A 19,819-nucleotide genomic window follows, 5' to 3' on the forward strand; every position below is an offset into this window, starting at 1 on the left:
GGTTCCGCGATGATAAAGCGCACTGGCGAATCGCAGGGCGCACCGGTAAGTCTTGGCCGCCCGGTTAGCGGGCCGTCAGGGTGTTGCGACCTATAGGGGGACTTCAACGCCATGACAAGCAAGCCCTTCTGTCAGCCGTCACGCCAATGCCGAGGTAGCCATGGAAAGCCAGACCATCGTCGAAGCCCTGCTGCTCGGCCTGCTGGAGGGGCTGACCGAGTTCATCCCGGTGTCGTCGACCGGCCATATTCTGCTTGCCGGTCATTTCCTCGGCTTCCATTCGACCGGCAAGGCCTTCGAGATCCTGATCCAGCTCGGCGCCATCCTGGCGATCCTCAGCGTCTATTTCCGCCGGCTGTGGAAGATGCTGCTCGACCTGCCGCATGACCGGCTGACGCGGCATTTCGCCATCGGCATCCTGATCGCCTTCCTGCCGGCGGCGATCATCGGCGCGCTGGCGCATGATTTCATCAAGACGGTGCTGTTCGAATCGCCGAGGCTGATCTGCATCATGCTGATCATCGGCGGCGTCGTACTGCTGGCGGTGGACCGCATGAACCTCAAGCCGGTCTACCGCGATGTCGAGCGCTTCCCGACCCGGCTTTACCTGCAGATCGGGCTTTTCCAGTGCCTGTCGCTCATTCCCGGCACATCGCGTTCGGGCTCGACCATCGTCGGCGCCCTGCTTTTGGGCGTCGATAAGCGCGCGGCCGCGGAATTTTCCTTCTTCCTTGCGATCCCGACCATGGTCGGCGCCTTCGCCTTCGACCTGTTCAAGAACCGCAACGTGCTGAGCAGCGCCGACCTGCCGATCATCGCCGTCGGCTTCGTCGCCGCCTTCGTCACGGCGCTCATAGTCGTACGCTTCCTGCTCGATTACGTCTCGCGCAACGGCTACTCGCTGTTCGGCTGGTGGCGGCTGGTGGTGGGTATTGTCGGGCTGGCGGCGCTGATGGTTTGGGGGTGAGCTTACCCTCCCCCTTGTGGGGAGGGTAAGCTACTCAATTCCTTCCGTAAAACGCGTTCTCGACATGCACCGGCCAGCGCCAGGGCAGCACCGCGACCATGTCGAAGCGCATCGACAATCTGCCGTAGTCCGCTTGGCGTGACAGCCAGATGTCAGCCGCGCCTTCTATGCGACGCTCCGATTCGTGACCGATCGCCTCCATGGCTTCCATCAGCGTGCGGCGCGCCTTGACCTCGACGAACAGCACCAGATCGCCGCGCCGCGCGATCAGGTCGATCTCGCCGAAGCGTGTGCGGTGGCGGCGCGCAAGAATCCTGTAGCCCTTCATCATCAGGGCTGCCGCCGCCAGCCATTCGCCGCGATGACCGCGTCGATAGGCTTTCAGGCGGCTGGAGCTCGGGCGCTCAGCCACTGTCGCTTTCTCCAGAAATCTCCCTGAGCTCTAGCAGCCGCCGATAGAGCGCCTGTTTCTGGCCGCCGGTCATTTTCGCGGCTTCCGCAGCCGCCTTGGAAGCCGGCATCTCGGCGGCGAGCGACAGCAGCAGGCGGTCGATATCGGCGGGCTCGTCCGCCTTGGCCTCGGCCGGGCCGACGCAGACGACGATCTCGCCCTTCGGCGTATCGGCCGCAGCATAGTGGTCGGCCAGCGCCTGCAGCGTGCCGGTTCGCATCTCCTCGAAGGTCTTGGTCAATTCCCTGCCGATAGCCGCCTTTCGCTCGCCGCCCAGCGCTTCGACCATGGCACCGAGGGATTCGGCCAGCCGACGCGGCGATTCGAAGAAGATCAGCGTCGCCGGCACGGCTTTCAGTGCCTCCAGCCGCGTCAACCGCTGCCCGGTCTTCACCGGCAAAAATCCGGCGAACATGAAGGCATCGGAGGGCAGGCCGGATGCGGTCAACGCCGCAAGCGGCGCCGACGGGCCGGGGATCGGCACGACGCGAATGCCGTGGTCGAGCGCCTCGCCGACCAGCCGGTAGCCGGGATCGGATACCAGCGGCGTGCCGGCATCGGAGATCAGCGCCACGCTCTGCCCGGCCTGAAGTGCCGATATCAGCTTCGGCCCGGCCTCGCCGGCATTGTGTTCATGATAGGCCGTGGTGCGGCGGCGAATGCCGTAGCGCTCGAGCAGCACGCGCGACACCCGCGTGTCTTCGCAGGCGACGATGTCGGCCGCGGCCAGCGTCTCCAGCGCGCGCAGCGTGATGTCGGCGAGATTGCCGATCGGCGTCGCCACCAGATAGAGCGCCGGCTCCAATGGCCGTGCCGCGATCTCGGTCTGCCCGACCACATAGCTGCGCTTGCTCGTCTCTGCGGTCACCGATGACTTCTCCATTCAGCCCTGTTTGGCACGGCTGACGCGGGCTTGCAAAAGCTGACGCCGATGTAAGGAATTCGCCTTTCCTTTGCCACAGTGGGGAACCAAACCGGCGTTGGCAGATTAGCCCCCTGATTCCGGAGGAGGACAGGATGGACAGCCTGAAGATACAGGACGCTTTCGAGCCTTACTATGCCGGCCGCAAGCGCGGTGCCGCGCCCACGGCCAAGCGCCCGCCTGCCAAGACCGAGAACAGCCTGACCAAAGAGCGGACCGCGAGCACCTCGCCGACGAAGGGCAGGCATTCCGACAGCAACAAACCAGACAGCACGACGGAGCACTGACCGGACGATGCCCAATCGCTTCGACATCTTCATCACCCGTCTTGAAACAAAGAATGCCCGCAACGGCGCGCAACTAGCCTCGATAGGCGACCAGCACCGCGCCCGCCGCGATAAGGGCGACGCCAAGCCAATTCGCTCCGGACAACCGCTCGCCGAGAAAGGCCGCGCCAAACACCGCCACAAGCACGACGCTTAGCTTGTCGATCGGCGCCACCTGCGCCGCATTGCCGATCTTGAGCGCCCGAAAATAGCAGAGCCATGAGGCGCCGGTCGCCAGACCGGACAGGCCGAGGAAAGCCCAGGTCTTTCCCGAGATTGTAGCCGGCGACTGGAACTGGCCGCTGGCGAGCAGGATGGCACCGAGCACGATCAGGATGATGACCGTGCGGATGAAGGTGGCGAAATCGGAATTGATGTTCTCGATGCCGACTTTGGCGAAGACCGCCGTCAGGGCCGCGAATGCAGCCGAGAGGAGGGCCCAGAATTGCCAGGAGGATACGGTCAGGTTCATGCCGGTGGCCTTTGCGGATGGCGTCTCAACCGAGATACCGTGAAACGCGTGCCTTCAGAAGGCTAATCAACTCAAGATCCATGAATTCATACTCGTCAGGTATATCGAGGCAGATAACACGGGCCTTCCTCAGGCTGGCCTTGAATTTCTTCTGCAGTTTGGTGCGGTGCGCCTTTTCCATGACGAAGATGAGGTCGGCCCACGCCACCAGATAATGCGTCAGCGGCGTGTCGGCATCGTGGTTGGTCCCCGCCGAGGCCACCTCGATATCCCGGCGCGTTGAAAACACCTGTTCGGCGGTGGGGCTGCGCAAGCGATTCTGGCTGCAGACAAAGAGGACGTTCTTCAAAGGGTTAGCGCGCCAGATCGGCGACCACGGCGTCGAGCACGATCATACCGGCCGGCGTGGCGCGCAGGCGCGAATTGCCGATCGGCGCCACCAGCCCCTCTCCCTGCAGCATCGACAGCCGCGAGCTCGACAGGCCGCGTCCGGAGAACGCTTCGTAGCGGGAGAGGTCGATGCCTTCGGCGAGCCGCAGGCCCATCAGCAGGAATTCGTCGGCCTCTTCCGAACGCGTCAGGATTTCGCCGCCGGTGACGCCATGGCCCTTGGCCTCGACCAGATTGGCCCAGGTTTCCGGCATCCGCTCGGCGATCGTCACCGTGCGGCGACCATTTTCGACGAAGCGGCCATGCGCGCCCGGCCCGACGCCGACATATTCGCCATAGCGCCAATAGGTGAGGTTGTGCCGGCTCTCGGCGCCCGGCCTTGCGTGGTTGGAGATCTCGTAAGCCGGCAAACCATGCGCCGATGTAATCTCCTGCGTCAGCGCATAGAGGTCAGCGGCGTGGTCATTGTCGGGAATGATGAATTTCTTTGCCGCGTGCAGGGCGTGGAAGGGCGTGCCTTCCTCGATGGTCAGCTGGTAAAGCGACAGATGGTCGGCGGCATGGCCGATCGCCTGTTCCAGCTCCGATGCCCAAGCCTCCGGCGTCTGGCCGGGCCGGGCATAGATCAGGTCGAAGGACAGCCTTGGGAATATTTCCCGCGCGAGGCCGATGGCGTGCAGCGCTTCCTCGACATTGTGCAGCCGCCCGAGGAAGCGCAAATCCTTGTCATCCAGCGCCTGCACGCCGAGCGACACGCGGTTGACGCCGGCTGCCCGGTAGCCGCGAAAGCGTTCGGCCTCGACCGAGGACGGATTGGCCTCCAGCGTCACCTCGATGCCGTCAGGCACAGTCCAGTTCTTCGCCACGGCGTCCAGAACCCTGGCCACCGTTTCCGGCTTCATCAGCGACGGCGTGCCGCCGCCGAGAAAAATGCTGGTCACCTCGCGCGGCCCGGTGCGTTCGCGCATCGTCGCCAGCTCGGCCTCGAAGGCGCTGGCAAAGCGCTCCTGGTCGACCGGCTGGTGGCGGACATGGCTGTTGAAGTCGCAATAGGGGCATTTGGCCGCGCAGAACGGCCAGTGGACATAGACGCCGAAACCGGGCGTCCGGTCGAGCAGCATGCTCATGCCGAGCCCAATCTCGCCTTGGCGAACTTCTGGAAGGCGCGAGCGCGATGCGACAGCGCCGTCGGCTGGCCGGGCTTCCAGCCGTGCTTTTCCTCGGCCGTCATCTCACCAAAAGTCTTGTCGAAGCCGTCGGGGAGGAAGACCGGGTCGTAGCCGAAGCCGAGTTCGCCGCGCGGCGGCCAGACCAGCGTGCCTTCGGCCTCGCCGCGATAATATTCCGCCTCGCCGTCGGGAAACGCCAGGCAGATGACGGCGACGAAGCGTCCCTTGCGCTGTTGCGGCAAGGCCGCGCCGACTTCCTGCAACGCCACTTCGGTGCGCTGCATGGCCATGCCGAAATCGCGCGATCCATCCGGGGTTTCGGCCCAGTTGGCGGTGTAGACGCCGGGCGCGCCGTCGAGCGCGTCGACGCACAGGCCGGAATCGTCCGACAGCGCCGGCAGGCCGGTCGCCTTGGCGGCGGCGAGCGCCTTGATGTAGGCGTTCTCCTCGAAGGTGGTGCCGGTCTCGTCAGGCTCCGGCAGGCCATACTCCTTGGCCGACTTGGCTTCGAAGCCGAACGGCCCCATCAGGTCGGCGAATTCGCGCAGCTTGCCGTCATTATGGCTAGCGACGACGATCTTCTTTCCGTCGAGAGAATGCATCAAAGGCCCCAGATTCGTGGCTCGGCGAATTCGATCGAATTGCCCGAGGGGTCGCGTATATAGATCGAACGGCCGCCCTGCGGCCATTCGAATTCGCTCTCGATAGCGATGTGCTTCGCCTCGAGATGCGCTTTCCAGCGCACGATTTCGTCGGCGGTCGCCGCAAAGCAGAGATGGCCTTCCCCGACCGTGCCGTGCGGCGGCACCGGCAGCCTGGCGTCGGACGCCGGCGGGATTTTGGTCGCCTCGGCGTTGAAGACGAGCAGCACGCCGGGGCCGCAGCGGAAGAAGAGATGCCGGCCGGCCACCTTGCCGAGGAGGGGGAGGCCGAGGATGTCGGTGTAGAAGGTTTCCGCTGCGGTCAGGTCGCTGACGTAGAGAGCTGATTCAAGGATGGCAGAGAGCATCACGAGGCACCCCCCTCTGCCCTGCCGGGCATCTCCCCCGCAAGGGGGGAGATTGGCAGCCTCCGCATCGCCGCGCCCTTTGCAACGTTAGAGATTAGCGAAGCCCGAAACGACATCCGATCTCCCCCCTTGCGGGGGAGATGCCCGGCAGGGCAGAGGGGGGTGTTCAAGCTCGGCATTTAATCCTAAGCCACTGCCATCTGCTGCAAACTCACCAACCGCTGGATGCCTTTCTTGGCCAGGCCCATCAAGTCCGCGAACTGCTCTTCGGAGAAAGGCTCGCCCTCGGCGGTGCCTTGGATCTCGACGATGCCACCCTTGCCGGTCATGACGAAATTGGCGTCGGTGCCGGCCGCGGAATCCTCGATATAGTCGAGGTCGATAACCGGCTGACCGTCATGGATGCCGCAGGAGATCGCAGCGACATGGTCCTTCAGCACCTTGGCGACGCTGGCCATCTGGCGCGCTTCCATCCAGCGCAGGCAGTCATACAGCGCCACCCAGCCGCCGGTGATCGATGCGGTGCGGGTGCCGCCATCGGCCTGGATGACGTCGCAGTCGACGGTGATCTGCTGCTCGCCCAGCGCCTGCAAATCGACCACGGCGCGCAGGGAGCGGCCGATCAGCCGCTGGATTTCCAGCGTGCGGCCGCCCTGCTTGCCGGCCGAAGCCTCGCGGCGCATGCGCTCGCCGGTCGAGCGCGGCAGCATGCCGTATTCGGCCGTCACCCAGCCCTTGCCGGAATTGCGCATCCAGCCAGGCACTTTTTCCTCAAGGCTGGCCGTGCACAGGACATGCGTGTCGCCGAACTTCACCAGGCACGAGCCTTCGGCATGCTTGGAGACGCCGCGCTCGAAGGAGATGGCACGCATTTCGTCGAATTGGCGTTTGGAAGGGCGCATTCAGGCTGCTTTCTTGTCATTTTTCGGAATCTTGGCCGGCTTGTAACCGCATGGGACGCGTGGCGCAAAGGAAAATGGCCTGACGATCTGACGCAGACACCGGGTGATCTCACACAGACACCGGGTGATCTCACAAAGACACCGGGTTGCGCGGGTGCAGTGTAAGTCTATATCGTTGGGCCGGAGGTTTTTGGCCGTATGACCAAGGCAGTCGATCCCGCTTCGCAGTCGCCCGCGCTTCAGTCGCTCGATATGCGTTCCCGCGACATCTTCCGGCGCATTGTCGATTCCTACCTCAGGGACGGTGAACCGGTGGGCTCGCGCAGCCTGTCGCGTATCCTGCCGTCCTCGCTGTCGCCGGCGACCATCCGCAACGTGATGAGCGATCTCGAGCATCTCGGCCTGATCTACGCGCCGCACATCTCGGCCGGCCGGTTGCCGACGCAGGCCGGCCTGCGTTTCTTTGTCGATGCCTTCATGGAGCTTGGCGACCTTTCCGACGAGGAGCGCCGCGCCATCGAGGCACAGGTTCGGGCGTCCGGCTCGGGCGCGACGCTGGAGCACATGCTGACCGAGGCCAGCCAGATGCTGTCGGGCATGTCGCGCGGCGCCGGCCTGGTTCTGGCCGCCAAGAACGAGGTGGCGCTGAAGCACATCGAATTCATCCAGCTCGAACCGACCAAGGCGCTGGCGGTGCTGGTGTCGCAGAATGGCGACGTCGAGAACCGCGTCGTCGAGCTGCCTGCCGGCATCACCGTCTCGCAACTGCACGAGGCCTCAAATTTCCTCAACGCCCATATACGCGGCCGAACGCTTGCCGAGGCGCGGATCGAGATCGCCCGCATCAAGGAAGAGACCAGGGCCGCGCTCGACACGCTGTCGCAGGACCTGGTCGAGAAGGGGCTGGCGGTGTGGGCCGGCGCCGACAGTGGCCTGCCGGCACGGCTCATCGTGCGCGGGCGCGCCAATCTGCTCGAAAACGTCACCGCCCAGGCCGACATCGAACTGCTGCGCCATCTGTTCGAGGACATGGAGACGCAGGACGGGCTTATCCAGCTGCTTGACCTCGCCGAAGAGGGATCGGGCGTGCGCATCTTCATCGGCTCGGAAAACAAGCTGTTTTCGCTGTCAGGCTCGTCGCTGGTTGTCGCGCCCTATCGCGACAAGGATGCCCGCGTCGTGGGCGCGCTCGGCGTCATCGGCCCGACCCGGCTGAACTACGCGCGCATCGTCCCAATGGTCGACTATACGGCGCAGCTGATTTCCCGCATGCTGCGCTGAGCTGATCCAACCGAGGAGACGATGATGGCGCTCGAAGAATTCAAGGCCCGGATCAGCCTGCTGCTGGAAGAGATGGTCAACCAGCCGGAAGACCAGCACGAGATCCAGGAGCAGTTGCGTGAAAAACTGCAGGAAATGCGCGCCATGGGATTGCCGCTGCCGGCTGACCTCGTCGAGTTGGAAAAACGCCTCGACGACGATTTTTACGCCGCCGGGACCTGAGCCGGGAAACCGGAAGCTTCCTCCACCTCATCGTGTGCCGTGGAACGATCGACGAGACCGCTCGTTCCTGTTCTCACGCCCAAACATTGGAGGACCGAATGATGCGTTTTGCCGGCCCCGCACTTTTCGCCGCACTGTTTCTCTCGACCGCTTCGTTCGCGCAGCAGGCGGACGAGCCGGTGCTGAAAGGTGCGGCCGCCTTCGGCGACTGGCGAGCGGACAAGCCGGGCACACGTCGGCTGATCAGACCGGATGATCTGCCTAAGCCCGATGCCAACAGATCGACCTCGAACAGCGCCGGCGTTGCGGACATGCCGGCAGACGCGAAGCTGCAACTGCCGCCGGGATTCTCGGCCGAGCTGGTTGCATCGGGCATCGACAATCCACGCGTCGTGCGCGTCGCGCCGAACGGCGACCTGTTCGTCGCCGACAGCAAAGCCAATCAGGTCCGCATCTATCGCCTGGCGGAAGGCAGCGCGAGCCCTGTGCAGGACGGCATCTTTGCCGGCAATCTCAAACGGCCCTATGGCATTGCCTTCTATCCGCCGGGCGCTGACCCGCAATGGATCTATGTCGCCAACAGCGACAGCATCGTGCGCTTTGCCTACCGCAATGGCGACCTGAAGGCCTCCGGCGATCCGGAAACCATCGTCGGCAACATCCCCGCCAATCATCACTGGACCCGCGACATCGCCTTTTCGCCGGATGGCAAGACGCTTTATCTGTCGGTCGGCTCGGGATCGAATGTCGCCGAGCGCATGGGCAAGGAACCGAAGGGCGGCCTCGACGCCTGGGCGAAGTCGCAGCCGCTCGGCGCCACATGGGGATCCGAGGACGGCCGCGCCGGCGTCCTGGCCTTCGATCCCAATGGCAAGAATGGCCGCATCCTTGCCACCGGCCTGCGCAACTGCTCGGGCATGACCGTGCAGCCGGCGACCGGCGCGCTGTGGTGCGTCGTCAACGAACGGGATGCGCTTGGCGACAATGTGCCGCCCGAATACGCGACCGTGATCAAGGACGGCGCCTTCTATGGCTGGCCGTGGTATTATATCGGCGACAATGAGGATCCTCGCCACAAGGGTGAGCGCCCCGATCTTGCCGGCAAAACGACCGTTCCCGATGTGCTGATGCAGGCGCATTCGGCGCCGCTCAACATTGCCTTCTACGAGGGGAAGAGCTTTCCGGCTGAATACAAGGGCGATGCTTTCGTCGCTCTGCACGGTTCATGGAACCGCGGCAACCGGACCGGCTACAAGGTGGTGCGGTTGCTGTTCAAGGACGGCAAGCCAACCGGCGAATATGAGGATTTCATCACCGGTTTCGTCGTCTCAAACGGCGAGGTGTGGGGGCGGCCGGTCGGCGTGGCGGTGGACCTGGATGGTGCGCTGATCGTCACCGAGGACGGCAACGGCACCATCTGGCGTGTCACCCATGGCGACGGTCGTTCCTGAGCGCAACTCGCACAGGCGTGGTGCAATCGAATCCGAGTTCCAGGGAATTCACGCCCGCCGGGCTTTGTGCGATAGGATGCCGTGATAGCAGCGTCGCGCAAGGCCGCAACCATGACCCTCACCGGATTCCTCGCCTACAGCGCCGCTCTCGGCATCGCCGCCGCGATTCCTGGTCCCGGCATCACCGCGCTGGTCGCCCGTGCGCTCGGCTCCGGCTTCCGCTCGTCGCTGGCGATGTCTTTTGGCCTGATGGTTGGCGACATCACCTATCTGACCGCTGTGGTGCTCGGCCTCGCCATCGTTGCACAGAGTTTCGGCATGGTTTTCCTGGCCATCAAATGGCTCGGCGTCGCCTATCTCGCCTTCCTCGGCTGGCGCTTCTGGAACAGCGGCATCACGCTCGAGACCGTCGAGGCCAGAAAAGGCAAGGGCGGCTTGCTGTCGAGCTTTGCCGCCGGCCTGACTGTCACGCTCGGCAATCCGAAGACGATGATCTTCTATCTCGCCATCACGCCGACCATCGTCGACCTGAAAACCATTACGCTGGCCGACTACGGCATTCTCGTCGCGCTGACGGTCGTCGTGCTTCTGGTGGTGCTGGTGCCGTATCTGGCGCTGGCCGCCAAGGCGCGCTGGTTCCTGAAGTCGCCGCGCGCGCTCAAGGCGCTGAACCGTACGGCTGCCGGCTTCATGGTCGGTGCCGCTGCAGCGATTGCCGCCCGCCAATAGCGGGCTTTCGGCCAAAGCATTTCGCAAACAGGCCTTTGCGGGAAATGCTTTTCCGAGACGGCACTGTTTTAGACACAGGTCCCACTCGGATATTTTCAATCGACAGTCTATCTTGCGCGGTCGAAGGTCCTATGTTGCCCGCAAATCCACTTGCCTGAAATTCTGGGAGCGAAACCAATGAACAAGCCCGTTACATCAGCCCGCGTGCCCGGCCGCGGCCGCGTCTACGATTCCATCACCGACACGATCGGCGACACGCCGCTGGTGCGGCTCGACAAATTCGCTCGGGAAAAGGGCATCGTCGCCAATCTCATCGCCAAGCTCGAATTCTTCAATCCGATTGCCTCGGTCAAGGACCGCATCGGCGTGGCGATGATCGAGGCCCTGGAGGCGTCGGGCAAGATCTCTCCCGGCAAGACCACGCTGATCGAACCGACGTCTGGCAACACCGGCATCGCGCTTGCCTTCGCCGCTGCCGCCAAGGGCTACAAATTGATCCTGACGATGCCCGAAACGATGTCGATCGAGCGCCGGAAAATGCTGGCGCTGCTCGGCGCGGAGCTGGTGCTGACAGAAGGCCCGAAAGGTATGAAGGGCGCCATCGCCAAGGCCGACGAACTGGCAGCGACGATCCCCAACGCGATCATCCCGCAGCAGTTCGAGAATCCGGCCAATCCGGAAATCCACCGCACGACGACAGCCGAGGAAATCTGGAACGATACGCACGGCGAAGTCGATATCTTCGTCGCCGGCATCGGCACCGGCGGCACCATCACCGGCGTCGGCCAGGTGCTGAAGAAGCGCAAGCCCTCCGTGTATGTCGTCGCCGTCGAGCCGGACTCCTCGCCGGTTCTGTCGGGCGGCCAGCCCGGCCCGCACAAGATCCAGGGCATCGGCGCCGGCTTTGCGCCCAAAATCCTCGACACGACGATCTATGACGAGATCGTCAAAGTGTCGAACGAGGATTCCGTGGCCAATGCCCGCCTCGTCGCCCGCCTCGAAGGCGTGCCGGTCGGCATCTCGTCGGGCGCCGCCTTGCAGGCAGCCATCGTCGTCGGCTCGCGGCCGGAGAACAAGGGCAAGAACCTTGTGGTGATCATCCCGTCCTTCGCCGAGCGCTATCTGTCGACGATCCTGTTCGAAGGGTTGGGATCGTAGTCCGACGCTTCTCCGTGACTGAGCTGGCCCGCTGAAAAAATCCCCGTGGCGTCAGCCACCGGCTTGAGCAGCGCCCTGCTTCCGGTGCATACCGCCCACGGCCCGTCTGCGCGGGCCGGGGGAGGATTTCATGTACAAGCTCTACACCCGTCCTGGCAGCGGCGGCTTCGTCGTCGAGGCGGCGCTGGTGCTGGCGAATGCACCGTTCGAGCAGATCGACGTGCCGAAGACCGACCGGCCCGATCCCGCCTTCCTCGACATCAGTCCGTTGAACCAGGTGCCGGTGCTGACCTTGCCAAACGGAAGCTCGATGACCGAATCGGCGGCGATCTGCATCCTGCTTGCCGAGCGTCATCCCAATGCCAATTTGGCGCCGGCAGTAGACTCGCCTGCCCGCGCCGATTTCCTGCGCTGGATGGCATTCATGTCGTCGGTGCTCTATCCGGCGGTGCTGCGTTTCTACTACGCATACCGCTACACGGCCGATCCCGAAGGCACCAAGGCGGTCAAGCTGGCGGCCGTGGCCGAGATGGACCGCGGCTTTGCCGTTCTCGATGCCGCGCTCGAGGGCCGTGACTGGCTGGTCGGTGACGGGATGTCGCTGGCCGACATCTGTCTGGTCATGCTGGTCGCCTGGCATCCCGACATCGACAGCGCGCGGACGGCATGGCCGAACATTGAACGCCTGTGGGCGCGGCTGCGCGACCATCCGCTGATGAAGACGCTCAACACCTCGCACGAGATGTGGCCGGGCTGAAGCTCAATTTCTGAGCACCGCTCTTTTACCTTGCAGGAACCGGCGCACCGCCGGGTCGCGCTCAAGGCCGATCGCCCGGTCATAGGCTTCGCAGGCTTGCGGTACCTGACCAAGCCTGGCCAGGAGACCGGCGCGTGCGGCCCAATAGGGCTGATACTCGTCAAGCCGCTTGTCGTCGCCCAGCACGTAAAGGGCCGCCAGGCCGGCCACGGCGCCCTCGGCCTCGGCGATCGCCACCGCGCGGTTTATCGCCACCACCGGCGATCCTGCGATCGAAAGCAGCGCGTCGTAGAGTTCCTGGATCGCCACCCAATCGGTGCGGCCGGTGAGCCTTCGTGCCGCATGCGCGGACTGCACGGCCGCCTCAAGCTGGTAACGGCCGATGACGCCCTTGGACGCGGCGTGGGAAAGCAGCGCCTCCGCCTCATCGATGAGGGCGCGGTCCCATAGAAGGCAATCCTGTTCCGCCAGCGGCACGAAGTCGCCGGCGGCACTGCGCCGTGCCGCGCGGCGGGACTCAGCAAACAGCATCAGCGACAAGAGGCCCAGTGCCTCCGGCTCCTCCGGCAACAGCGAAGCCACCAGCCGGCCGAGCCAGATGCCTTCGGTCGCCAGGTTGCGGCGCCGCGTTTCGGTGCCGGCCGGATCGGACCAGCCTTCGGCGAAGGCGGCATAGATCGCCTCCAGCACCGCGTCCAGCCTTTCGCCGAGTTCGACCCGCTCCGGCACGCGGAACGGAATGCCGGTTTCACGGATGCGGGACTTGGCGCGCACCAGGCGCTGGCCCATGGTTGCGGGCGAGACCAGGAAGGCGGAGGCGATCGTCGCGGCGTCGAACCCTAGTACGGTCTGCAGGATGAGCGGCGAACGTACGCTCGATTCGATCGCCGGATGGGCGCAAGCGAACATCAGCCGCAGCCGATCGTCGGGCAGATCTTCCTCGGTCATGCGTGCCTCCGCCTCCTGCGCAATCAGCTTGAGATGCTCGCGGCCGGCCTCGCTGGTGAGCCGCCGCCGCACCGCATCGACGCGGCGCCGCCGCGCCACCGCCAGCAGCCAGGCTTCCGGCTTTTCCGGCACGCCGGTTCGCGGCCAGCGCTCGAGGGCGGCGGCAAAGGCATCGGCCAGCGCGTCCTCGGCGGCGGCCACGTCGCGCGTGCGGGCCGCGAGCCAGGCGACCAGCTTGCCGTAGCTCTGCCGCGCGGCCGCCTCGGCGGCCGCCCGGGCGATGTCCGGGCGACTGTCCATCACCGTCATTTCTTGGGCATGTAGTCGGCCATTTCCCAGATCGGCCGCAATTCGACCGTGCCGGTGCTGGCTGCCGGACAGCGTGCCGCCCATTCGATGGCTGTATCGATGTCAGCCGCCTCGATCATGTAGAAGCCGGCAAGCTGCTCCTTGGTGTCGGCATAGGGGCCGTCGATCACGTTGGTCTTGCCGTCAGCGATCCGCACCGAGGTGGTGGCCTGGGTCGGGCGCAGCCTTTCGCCAGCCAGCCACGCACCGGATTTCTTCAACGCTTCGGTATAGGCGCCATAGGCCGCGCTCATCTGCTGGGCCTTCTCGATCGGCGTGTTCGCCAATGCGGCTTCGTCGCTATTGATCAAAATCATGTATCGCATGGTCTTCTCCCGTTTTGCGAAGGCCGCGTCCTTGCGAGGCCGGACGTATGTCGCGCGGCAGTGGCCGATTTCGACAGGCTGCTCAAAAAACTTTCGGCCCCGATGGCTTTTTGTGCAAGCCGCCATCTGTTTCCTGATCCCTCAACCGTTCGTCTAACGAGCACAATTGCGGGTTGGCATTTGCGGCTCGCTGTCTAAACTCGCCCCGGTTCGCATCTAGGAGGCGGTGCGGTCGTCGATATTTTCAGGGAGGAGATCCGATGTTCAATTTCAGAACGAAATTCGTTGCAGCCGGCGCCGTGGCGCTCTCGCTTGGCTTGGGCACCATCTCAGCCAGGGCGCAGGAATTCATCAATGTGCTGACCGGCGGCACATCCGGCGTCTATTATCCGCTCGGCGTGGCGCTGTCGGAAATCTACGGCAAGGGCATCGAAGGCGCCCGCACCCAGGTACAGGCGACAAAGGCTTCGGTCGAAAACCTCAATCTGTTGCAGCAAGGCAAGGGCGAGATCGCCTTTGCGCTGGGCGATTCCGTCAAGCTGGCCGCCGAAGGCAATGCCGAGGCCGGTTTCCCTGGCAAGCTCGATAAATTGCGCGGCATCGCCGCCATCTATCCCAATTATATCCAGATCGTCGCCAGCCAGGAGTCCGGCATCAAGACGCTGGCCGACCTCAAGGGCAAGAGCCTGTCGGTCGGCGCGCCTGCGTCCGGCACCGAGCTCAACGCCCGCGCCATCTTCGCCGCCGCCGGGCTGAAATATGAGGATCTCGGCCGGGTCGAGTATCTGCCCTTCGCCGAATCGGTCGAGCTGATCAAGAACCGGCAGCTCGACGCCACGCTGCAATCGGCCGGGCTCGGCGTCGCCTCGATCCGCGACCTCGCCACCTCGGTGCCGATCAATGTCGTGGCGGTGCCGGCCGAGGATGTCGCCAAAATCGGCTCGCCCTATCTTTCGGTGGTCATTCCCAAGGGCACCTATGAGGGCCAGAGCGAGGATGTCGCGACCGCCGCCGTCGGCAATTTCCTCATCACCCGCGCCGATGTCTCCGACGAGACCGCCTACCAGTTGACCAAGCTGATATTCGACCATCTCGACCAGCTTGCCGCGGCGCATGCCGCTGCCAAGGCGATCGACCCGGCCAAGGCGCTCGACGGCATGCCGGTGCCGCTGCACCCCGGTGCCGAGCGTTATTACAAGGAGAAGGGGTTGCTGAAGTAGAGTGGGTGGCTCGGCTATCTGAGATGTACTCGCCAGGCCACAATTCGCTTGTTTTGAAGTGCGTCGGATGAGCGAAATAACCGACGGCAAATCCGCCACCTTCCATCTCCCTGCCGTCGAAGAGCAGGTTGAAGGGCTGCCGCCGGGCTTCGGCGACGGCCTTGCAGGCAAGGCCGCTTTTCTCATCGCTGTCGCCTTTTCCGTGTTCCAGATCTATGTCGCCGCCTATGGCAGCATTCCGAGCCAGGTGGTGCGGGCCATGCATGTCGGCTTCCTGCTGCTGCTCGGCTTCGGCCTGATCGCCAATCTGCGCGCCAAAAGCATGCCGGCCAAAGCCGCGTTCTGGACGCTCGGCGTGCTCGGTTTCGGCACCGGCCTCTACAATTGGGTGTTCTACACCGACCTCATCCGGCGCTCCGGCTTCCTGACCACGCCGGACCTGATCGTCGGCGCTGTGCTGGTGGTGCTGGTCTTCGAGGCGGCGCGGCGGCTGATGGGCCTGCCGCTGGCGGTCATCGCCTTCATCTTTCTCGCTTACTGCTTTTTCGGCAACCATCTGCCGCCGCCGCTCATCCATCGCGGCTATGATTTCGCCCAGCTGGTCGACACCTTCGCCTACGGCACCGAAGGCATCTACGGCACGCCGATCTATGTCTCGGCCGCCTACATCTTCATCTTCGTCGTCTTTGCCGCCTTCCTCGAACGTGCCGGCATGATCGCGCTGTTCAACGATTTCGCGCTGGGCCTTGTCGGCACATGGCGCGGCGGCCCGGCGCAGGTCTGCGTGCTGTCGTCGGCGCTGATGGGCACCATTTCCGGCTCGGGCGTCGCCAATGTGGTGGCCAGCGGCCAGTTCACCATCCCGCTGATGAAGCGCTTCGGCTTCCGCTCGGCCTTTGCCGGCGCCGTCGAGGCGACCTCCTCGATGGGCGGCCAGATCATGCCGCCGGTGATGGGCGCGGTCGCCTTCATCATGGCCGAGACGCTGAACGTGCCTTATGCCGAAGTGGTCAAGGCGGCGATCATCCCGGCGCTGCTCTATTTCGGCGCCTGCTTCTGGCAGGTGCATCTGGAAGCCGGCAAGGCCGGCCTGCACGGCATGGCCAAGGCCGAGCTGCCCAACCCGTGGGACGCGGTGCGGCAACACTGGCCGCTGGTGCTGCCGCTGGCAGCGCTGATCTATCTGCTGTTGGCCGGCTACACGCCGATCTTCGCCGGCACGATGGGCCTGGCGCTGACCATCGTGCTCATCCTCGGCACGCCGCTGGCGGCGGCGATCGGACCGCTCGCCTTCCGCATCGTCTTCTGGATCGCGCTCGGGCTTGCCGCCGCTTCGTTCATGAAGTTCGGCGTCAACCTCCTCGGCCTGGTGATCGCCGCACTGGTCGTCGCCTGCTTCACGTTCAAGGGCGGCCGCGAGACGTTGCAAATCTGCGTCGACTCGCGTGCCGAAGGCGCCAAGAACGCGCTGCCGGTCGGCATTGCCTGCGCCATCGTCGGCATCGTCATCGGCACGCTGACGCTCACCGGCATCGCCTCGACCTTCATCGGCTGGATCATCTCGATCGGCCAGGACAATCTGTTCCTGTCGCTGGTGTTGACCATGGTCACCTGCCTGGTGCTCGGCATGGGCATCCCGACCATCCCCAACTACATCATCACCTCGTCGCTGGCCGGGCCGGCGCTGCTGGAACTCGGCGTGCCGCTGCTGGTCAGCCACATGTTCGTGTTCTATTTCGGCATCATGGCCGATCTGACGCCGCCGGTGGCGCTGGCCGCGTTTGCCGCCGCACCGATGGCTAGGGAAAGCGGCCTCAAGATCGGCATCCAGGCGACCAAGCTCGCCATTGCCGGCTTCGTCGTGCCGTTCATGGCGGTCTATACGCCGGCGCTGATGCTGCAGGACGCCGGGCCAATCGCCGCCCAGTTCGGCTATCCCGTCGAGGTCGCATACATCGTCGCCAAGGCGTGCATGGGCATCGTGTTGTGGGGTGCCGCCGCCGTCGGCTTTCTCGCCCGCCGCATGGCGTTGTGGGAACGGCTCATCGCCTTCGCGGCCGGCGTGCTTCTGGTCGCTGCGGTGCCGCTCACCGACGAGGCCGGCTGGGTGCTGGCGCTGGCCTGGATCGGCTGGCACTATTTTCGCTCACGGCAGGCCGCCAAAGCATGAGCCTGTGCATCCTGGCCGCCGGCAAGACGGTGACGCTCTCCGTTGCCGCCTTCACGCTGTCCTGGACGCATTCGGTGGAACGGACGCGGTGGGAGGAGGACTGGAAGATCACGCCTTCCGGCCTGCAGGTGGTCGAAGCCCGGATCGAGGGTTCGGGTGCCGGCATGGAGCCCCCGGAAGGCGCGGTGCTGCGCGACGGCTGGTGGATCTATGCGCCTGATGTCGGCCCGCAGCGGCGCGTCGTGCTGGCCGCCTCCGGCGCGACCGGTGACGGGTGGACGCTGTGCACGGCTCAGGGCTGCAGGGAGCTCGGCAAGACTGCAGGCAGACCGATCGTGCTTGAGCCATGCGGGCCGGATGGCACCGGCCAACCACGATAACGCGTGATCGGCCTTCTGAGCAGATGAGAAATCTCGCCGGGAACGTGGAAGCGGCTACCCTCGGCAGCTTCGAACAATGTGGGCAGCGATCACAGCCACCTTGGCAACGCAAATGGACAATGCAGCCGCCAGAAGCCGTCGGTGTTAGATGAGACGCTTCACGCGCTGCTCCCCACGTTTTCTAGCCAAGGAACCGTTCCCGCAGCTCGGGTGCGGGGATCTCGCAGCTGTCCTTCCTGCCGAACAGGGCGTAGCGGTTCTTGGCGATGCGATCGTAGAGCCAATCACGCAGCGGGCGCGGCAGCAGCAACAGCGCTTTTGCCGCCCGCCAGGGCCAGCCGAGTTCCGCCATGACTGCGACGAAGCTGTCAAGCCGCGTGAAGGCGACGCCGTCGATCAGGACGAGATTGGTTTCGTAAGAGTCCGTGCGCAGTCCATGCCTCCGGAACAGCGTTTCACCGAAGGGCGACTGCGCCGTGGCGAAGCGGAAACGGCCTTGGCGGTCGAGCCTGACCACCATGCGCACGAAGCCGGAACAGAGCACGCAGACGCCATCGAAAACGATCAATGGATAGCGTGCGTCGAGAGTTGTTCCGGAGGGACGGTTTGACTTGGGTCGACTGGGTTGGGAATGGTCGGTCAAGCTGGCCTCGGCTGCTCGTGTCCTACGACACTAAGCCGGCCAGCGTCGGTATCAAAGCCGTGGCGATGTCGCACGGCGCCTGTCGGCGAGAGCGGGACGCTCGGCGCGATAGGTGGTGGCGCGGGTAGAGGCGGCGGGCCTGCAGATCCGGCTGTCGTGGCGATTTTCGAAAGCCATGATCAGTGCGCGCCCAGCGAGTTGCCGCGACGGGCGCAGGCCGGGCCGGGGCCGCGCATGTAATAGCGCTCGGGCCGATAAGTCGGCGCGATGAATTCGCGGATTGCGGCGGCATAGCCGATGAGGTGCGCGAGGAAGTTCATTACCCTGGTCCCTGTCCCGATTTTCGGATGTCCCTTCCGAATTGCGGTCATCATAGCGTCGAGGCGTGAATAGTCGGTGAACGTGATGTTAATATCTGGTCGAAAATGCCTCGCTTCGTGGCTGGAATGCGGCTGATTCGGGGTCTTTCGGTGCAGTTGGTCGGCATTCCGGTCAATGTGACTTTTGCATCACATATGTTTCGTTTGAATGTCGCCCGTGCGCGGTTCTGTTTCAACTTTTGCCGCGCTCGCGAAATTTCCGTGCTGGCGGCCAGAACGCCACGGGTGGCCCTCGGCATCCAGATCGGCGCGTGAGCGCGGAACTGGAGCGCGGTCTGTCCGTTCTCACCTTCATCTCGTTCTGGAAGGGAAGAGCTCATGGCGCCGCGTCCGGCCTGGAAGGGCTATCTGAAGCTATCGCTGGTCACCTGTGCCGTCGAACTGACCAATGTCGTCACCCACACGGAGCGGGTCTCGTTTCGCATTCTCAACCGCAAGACCGGCAACACGGTGAAGCGGCTCTATGTCGATGCCGAAACCGGCAAGCCGCTGGAGGAGGATGAGGAGGTCAAGGGCTATGAACTCGACGATGGCGATTTCATCCATATCGAGGAGGACGAGATCGAGGCGGTACAGATCGAATCCTCGCACACGATGGCGCTGGACGGTTTCGTCGACAAAGCTTCGATCCAGCAGATCTATCTCGATACGCCCTATTATGTCGCCCCGGCCGACAAGGTGTCGGAAGAGGCGTTCGCCGTCATCCGGGATGCGATGGCGGGCAAGAAGATGGCCGGGTTGGCGCGTATCGTGCTCTACCGACGCGAACGGCCGGTGGTTATCGAGCCGCTCGGCAAAGGGATGGTGCTGACGACCTTGCGCTACGACAACACGGTGCGCCAACCGGAAACCGTGTTCGGCGACATCGAGTCCGTGAAGACCGATCAGGAGATGACCGACCTCGCCGAGTTGATCATCGACAAGAAGAAGACGAAGTTCGACCCCTCGAAATTCGACGACAAATACGAGGAGGCGCTGCTGGAGCTGATCCGCGCCAAGAAGGCCGGCCACAGGGCGCCGAAGGCCAAAGCGGCGCCCAAACCTTCCAATGTCGTCAATCTGTTCGACGCGCTGAAGAAGAGCCTGTCGGACTCCGGGTCATCGAAAAAGCCTTCGTCGGCGAAAGCCAAGCCGGCGGCCAAACGCGCCAAGCCGGAAGGCAGCGCGCCCAAACGCAAATCGGCCTGAGGAACCCAAC

The 19,819-nt window shown here is 64.2% G+C and carries 25 protein-coding genes; 13 read left to right on the top strand and 12 right to left on the bottom strand.

The window, feature by feature from the left end:
* Positions 1-160 precede the first annotated feature (160 nt).
* On the top strand, positions 161-967 hold the full coding sequence (locus NKH97_RS13850) for an undecaprenyl-diphosphate phosphatase (protein ID WP_352613490.1): 807 nt from the start codon (positions 161-163) through the stop codon (positions 965-967).
* A gap of 34 nt (positions 968-1,001) precedes the next feature.
* Here the strand turns inward: NKH97_RS13850 and NKH97_RS13855 are convergent, their stop codons facing one another.
* Positions 1,002-1,379 (bottom strand): YraN family protein, encoded by a 378-nt coding sequence (locus NKH97_RS13855; RefSeq protein WP_128305282.1) that lies wholly within the window; start codon positions 1,377-1,379, stop codon positions 1,002-1,004.
* Entirely contained in the window at positions 1,372-2,301 is a 930-nt protein-coding gene (gene rsmI / locus NKH97_RS13860; protein ID WP_128305283.1) for a 16S rRNA (cytidine(1402)-2'-O)-methyltransferase, read from the bottom strand. Before rsmI ends, NKH97_RS13855 begins: the two co-directional genes overlap by 8 nt.
* Before the next feature lie 134 nt (positions 2,302-2,435).
* On the opposite strand from rsmI, the gene NKH97_RS13865 reads away from it, so the two are divergent.
* Positions 2,436-2,627 carry a hypothetical protein gene (locus tag NKH97_RS13865; RefSeq protein WP_023814163.1) on the top strand — a complete coding sequence of 64 codons (192 nt, stop codon included), beginning with the start codon at positions 2,436-2,438 and terminating at the stop codon, positions 2,625-2,627.
* Between the two features lie 73 nt (positions 2,628-2,700).
* On the opposite strand, the gene NKH97_RS13870 is transcribed toward NKH97_RS13865, so the two are convergent.
* The 6 genes from NKH97_RS13870 to rph all read right to left on the bottom strand — a co-directional run bounded on the left by NKH97_RS13870 (position 2,701) and on the right by rph (position 6,608).
* Positions 2,701-3,138, bottom strand: coding sequence for an EamA family transporter (locus NKH97_RS13870; RefSeq protein ID WP_023814162.1), 438 nt, complete (start codon positions 3,136-3,138; stop codon positions 2,701-2,703).
* Between the two features lie 25 nt (positions 3,139-3,163).
* Complete coding sequence (locus NKH97_RS13875; protein WP_023814161.1) at positions 3,164-3,487, bottom strand: low molecular weight protein tyrosine phosphatase family protein; 324 nt, start codon at positions 3,485-3,487, stop codon at positions 3,164-3,166.
* Between the two features lie 4 nt (positions 3,488-3,491).
* Complete coding sequence (gene hemW / locus NKH97_RS13880) at positions 3,492-4,655, bottom strand: radical SAM family heme chaperone HemW (RefSeq protein ID WP_352628871.1); 1,164 nt, start codon at positions 4,653-4,655, stop codon at positions 3,492-3,494.
* Positions 4,652-5,299 carry an RdgB/HAM1 family non-canonical purine NTP pyrophosphatase gene (gene rdgB, locus NKH97_RS13885; protein ID WP_128305286.1) on the bottom strand — a complete coding sequence of 216 codons (648 nt, stop codon included), beginning with the start codon at positions 5,297-5,299 and terminating at the stop codon, positions 4,652-4,654. The genes hemW and rdgB overlap by 4 nt, the downstream gene beginning before the upstream one ends.
* The gene (locus tag NKH97_RS13890; RefSeq protein WP_352797352.1) at positions 5,299-5,709 is read right to left on the bottom strand and encodes a VOC family protein; all 411 of its coding nucleotides are present in this window, start codon (positions 5,707-5,709) and stop codon (positions 5,299-5,301) included. The genes rdgB and NKH97_RS13890 overlap by 1 nt, the downstream gene beginning before the upstream one ends.
* A gap of 182 nt (positions 5,710-5,891) precedes the next feature.
* Positions 5,892-6,608, bottom strand: a complete 717-nt coding sequence (gene rph, locus NKH97_RS13895) for a ribonuclease PH (protein WP_013528632.1) — start codon at positions 6,606-6,608, stop codon at positions 5,892-5,894.
* A gap of 198 nt (positions 6,609-6,806) precedes the next feature.
* Here rph and hrcA point away from each other — a divergent pair, with 198 nt between their 5' ends.
* From hrcA to NKH97_RS13925, 6 genes are all read left to right on the top strand, one after another.
* The gene (gene hrcA, locus NKH97_RS13900; protein WP_027040272.1) at positions 6,807-7,889 is read left to right on the top strand and encodes a heat-inducible transcriptional repressor HrcA; all 1,083 of its coding nucleotides are present in this window, start codon (positions 6,807-6,809) and stop codon (positions 7,887-7,889) included.
* 24 nt (positions 7,890-7,913) lie between these two features.
* Positions 7,914-8,111 (top strand): hypothetical protein, encoded by a 198-nt coding sequence (locus tag NKH97_RS13905; protein WP_023814156.1) that lies wholly within the window; start codon positions 7,914-7,916, stop codon positions 8,109-8,111.
* A gap of 98 nt (positions 8,112-8,209) precedes the next feature.
* A complete protein-coding gene (locus tag NKH97_RS13910) occupies positions 8,210-9,562 on the top strand; it encodes a PQQ-dependent sugar dehydrogenase (protein WP_352797357.1) in 1,353 nt (450 codons plus the stop codon).
* Between the two features lie 111 nt (positions 9,563-9,673).
* A complete protein-coding gene (locus NKH97_RS13915) occupies positions 9,674-10,291 on the top strand; it encodes a LysE family translocator (RefSeq protein ID WP_352797359.1) in 618 nt (205 codons plus the stop codon).
* Positions 10,292-10,468: 177 nt separating this feature from the next.
* Positions 10,469-11,449: a cysteine synthase A gene (gene cysK / locus NKH97_RS13920; RefSeq protein ID WP_352774376.1), complete on the top strand. Its 981-nt coding sequence runs from the start codon at positions 10,469-10,471 to the stop codon at positions 11,447-11,449.
* A gap of 130 nt (positions 11,450-11,579) precedes the next feature.
* Complete coding sequence (locus tag NKH97_RS13925; RefSeq protein WP_352774378.1) at positions 11,580-12,206, top strand: glutathione S-transferase family protein; 627 nt, start codon at positions 11,580-11,582, stop codon at positions 12,204-12,206.
* Between the two features lie 3 nt (positions 12,207-12,209).
* On the opposite strand, the gene NKH97_RS13930 is transcribed toward NKH97_RS13925, so the two are convergent.
* Together NKH97_RS13930 and NKH97_RS13935 are read right to left on the bottom strand one after the other, a co-directional pair.
* Positions 12,210-13,454 (bottom strand): RNA polymerase sigma factor, encoded by a 1,245-nt coding sequence (locus NKH97_RS13930; protein WP_352797364.1) that lies wholly within the window; start codon positions 13,452-13,454, stop codon positions 12,210-12,212.
* Positions 13,455-13,459: 5 nt separating this feature from the next.
* Positions 13,460-13,828: a YciI family protein gene (locus NKH97_RS13935; protein WP_031213674.1), complete on the bottom strand. Its 369-nt coding sequence runs from the start codon at positions 13,826-13,828 to the stop codon at positions 13,460-13,462.
* A 260-nt stretch (positions 13,829-14,088) separates the two neighbouring features.
* Here NKH97_RS13935 and NKH97_RS13940 point away from each other — a divergent pair, with 260 nt between their 5' ends.
* The 3 genes from NKH97_RS13940 (at position 14,089) to NKH97_RS13950 (ending at position 17,598) form a co-directional block, all read left to right on the top strand.
* On the top strand, positions 14,089-15,048 hold the full coding sequence (locus tag NKH97_RS13940) for a TAXI family TRAP transporter solute-binding subunit (protein WP_352758931.1): 960 nt from the start codon (positions 14,089-14,091) through the stop codon (positions 15,046-15,048).
* Positions 15,049-15,115: 67 nt separating this feature from the next.
* Positions 15,116-17,218, top strand: a complete 2,103-nt coding sequence (locus NKH97_RS13945) for a TRAP transporter permease (protein ID WP_352797367.1) — start codon at positions 15,116-15,118, stop codon at positions 17,216-17,218.
* A complete protein-coding gene (locus tag NKH97_RS13950; RefSeq protein WP_352443170.1) occupies positions 17,215-17,598 on the top strand; it encodes a DUF1850 domain-containing protein in 384 nt (127 codons plus the stop codon). The genes NKH97_RS13945 and NKH97_RS13950 overlap by 4 nt, the downstream gene beginning before the upstream one ends.
* Before the next feature lie 181 nt (positions 17,599-17,779).
* On the opposite strand, the gene NKH97_RS13955 is transcribed toward NKH97_RS13950, so the two are convergent.
* A complete protein-coding gene (locus NKH97_RS13955) occupies positions 17,780-18,241 on the bottom strand; it encodes a DCC1-like thiol-disulfide oxidoreductase family protein (RefSeq protein WP_031213673.1) in 462 nt (153 codons plus the stop codon).
* Between the two features lie 179 nt (positions 18,242-18,420).
* The gene (locus tag NKH97_RS13960) at positions 18,421-18,561 is read right to left on the bottom strand and encodes a hypothetical protein (protein WP_023813501.1); all 141 of its coding nucleotides are present in this window, start codon (positions 18,559-18,561) and stop codon (positions 18,421-18,423) included.
* A gap of 105 nt (positions 18,562-18,666) precedes the next feature.
* On the opposite strand from NKH97_RS13960, the gene NKH97_RS13965 reads away from it, so the two are divergent.
* Entirely contained in the window at positions 18,667-18,876 is a 210-nt protein-coding gene (locus NKH97_RS13965; RefSeq protein ID WP_155930604.1) for a hypothetical protein, read from the top strand.
* A gap of 63 nt (positions 18,877-18,939) precedes the next feature.
* Positions 18,940-19,809 carry a non-homologous end joining protein Ku gene (gene ku / locus NKH97_RS13970; RefSeq protein WP_352797372.1) on the top strand — a complete coding sequence of 290 codons (870 nt, stop codon included), beginning with the start codon at positions 18,940-18,942 and terminating at the stop codon, positions 19,807-19,809.
* The last annotated feature ends 10 nt before the right edge of the window (positions 19,810-19,819 follow it).

This window comes from Mesorhizobium sp. M0870 (assembly GCF_040319775.1).
In the GTDB taxonomy this organism is placed as follows: domain Bacteria; phylum Pseudomonadota; class Alphaproteobacteria; order Rhizobiales; family Rhizobiaceae; genus Mesorhizobium.

What these genes read in the sequence shown, in the direction of transcription:
- NKH97_RS13960 (WP_023813501.1), bottom strand. Translation starts at nt 18,561, where the DNA reads ATGAACTTCCTCGCGCACCTCATCGGCTATGCCGCCGCAATCCGCGAA.
- NKH97_RS13870 (WP_023814162.1), bottom strand. Translation starts at nt 3,138, where the DNA reads ATGAACCTGACCGTATCCTCCTGGCAATTCTGGGCCCTCCTCTCGGCT.
- ku (WP_352797372.1), top strand. Translation starts at nt 18,940, where the DNA reads ATGGCGCCGCGTCCGGCCTGGAAGGGCTATCTGAAGCTATCGCTGGTC.
- NKH97_RS13930 (WP_352797364.1), bottom strand. Translation starts at nt 13,454, where the DNA reads ATGGACAGTCGCCCGGACATCGCCCGGGCGGCCGCCGAGGCGGCCGCG.
- NKH97_RS13945 (WP_352797367.1), top strand. Translation starts at nt 15,116, where the DNA reads ATGAGCGAAATAACCGACGGCAAATCCGCCACCTTCCATCTCCCTGCC.
- NKH97_RS13905 (WP_023814156.1), top strand. Translation starts at nt 7,914, where the DNA reads ATGGCGCTCGAAGAATTCAAGGCCCGGATCAGCCTGCTGCTGGAAGAG.
- NKH97_RS13935 (WP_031213674.1), bottom strand. Translation starts at nt 13,828, where the DNA reads ATGCGATACATGATTTTGATCAATAGCGACGAAGCCGCATTGGCGAAC.
- rsmI (WP_128305283.1), bottom strand. Translation starts at nt 2,301, where the DNA reads ATGGAGAAGTCATCGGTGACCGCAGAGACGAGCAAGCGCAGCTATGTG.
- NKH97_RS13910 (WP_352797357.1), top strand. Translation starts at nt 8,210, where the DNA reads ATGATGCGTTTTGCCGGCCCCGCACTTTTCGCCGCACTGTTTCTCTCG.
- NKH97_RS13850 (WP_352613490.1), top strand. Translation starts at nt 161, where the DNA reads ATGGAAAGCCAGACCATCGTCGAAGCCCTGCTGCTCGGCCTGCTGGAG.
- hrcA (WP_027040272.1), top strand. Translation starts at nt 6,807, where the DNA reads ATGACCAAGGCAGTCGATCCCGCTTCGCAGTCGCCCGCGCTTCAGTCG.
- rph (WP_013528632.1), bottom strand. Translation starts at nt 6,608, where the DNA reads ATGCGCCCTTCCAAACGCCAATTCGACGAAATGCGTGCCATCTCCTTC.
- rdgB (WP_128305286.1), bottom strand. Translation starts at nt 5,299, where the DNA reads ATGCATTCTCTCGACGGAAAGAAGATCGTCGTCGCTAGCCATAATGAC.
- NKH97_RS13940 (WP_352758931.1), top strand. Translation starts at nt 14,089, where the DNA reads ATGTTCAATTTCAGAACGAAATTCGTTGCAGCCGGCGCCGTGGCGCTC.
- NKH97_RS13865 (WP_023814163.1), top strand. Translation starts at nt 2,436, where the DNA reads ATGGACAGCCTGAAGATACAGGACGCTTTCGAGCCTTACTATGCCGGC.
- NKH97_RS13950 (WP_352443170.1), top strand. Translation starts at nt 17,215, where the DNA reads ATGAGCCTGTGCATCCTGGCCGCCGGCAAGACGGTGACGCTCTCCGTT.
- cysK (WP_352774376.1), top strand. Translation starts at nt 10,469, where the DNA reads ATGAACAAGCCCGTTACATCAGCCCGCGTGCCCGGCCGCGGCCGCGTC.
- hemW (WP_352628871.1), bottom strand. Translation starts at nt 4,655, where the DNA reads ATGAGCATGCTGCTCGACCGGACGCCCGGTTTCGGCGTCTATGTCCAC.
- NKH97_RS13915 (WP_352797359.1), top strand. Translation starts at nt 9,674, where the DNA reads ATGACCCTCACCGGATTCCTCGCCTACAGCGCCGCTCTCGGCATCGCC.
- NKH97_RS13925 (WP_352774378.1), top strand. Translation starts at nt 11,580, where the DNA reads ATGTACAAGCTCTACACCCGTCCTGGCAGCGGCGGCTTCGTCGTCGAG.
- NKH97_RS13965 (WP_155930604.1), top strand. Translation starts at nt 18,667, where the DNA reads ATGCCTCGCTTCGTGGCTGGAATGCGGCTGATTCGGGGTCTTTCGGTG.